This window comes from Citrobacter sp. wls613 (assembly GCF_005281195.1).
Classification (GTDB): Bacteria; Pseudomonadota; Gammaproteobacteria; order Enterobacterales; family Enterobacteriaceae; genus Citrobacter; species Citrobacter gillenii.
Genome location: NZ_SZXN01000030.1, coordinates 24089 through 24338 on the forward strand (window position 1 = coordinate 24089; position 250 = coordinate 24338).

The 250-nt window shown below is 54.0% G+C and carries 1 pseudogene; it reads left to right on the forward strand.

Going from position 1 to position 250, the window contains the following annotated elements:
• Positions 1-250, forward strand: a pseudogene (locus tag FDX01_RS23410) (NUDIX hydrolase); the annotation flags it as partial.

Below are 250 nucleotides of genomic sequence, written 5' to 3' on the forward strand. Positions count from 1 at the left end.
GCTGAAGTGATGGCGCAAAACCCGCTTAACGAGACGCAGGTGGCATCACTCATCGCCGACGGTACGTTAAGCAGCCCGCAGTATTTCATCAACATGTGGATGTACGCCATACGGGTAACCGGAACAGGTGTTACCTGGCGATCTGCAGATCAACAAATGGCGTTCCGCGACCCGGAAAACTATTTGACCCCCGAATTTCTCCAGCGAGTGGCCGGTGTACCGCTTATCTGGCTGCACCCGGAGAAAAATA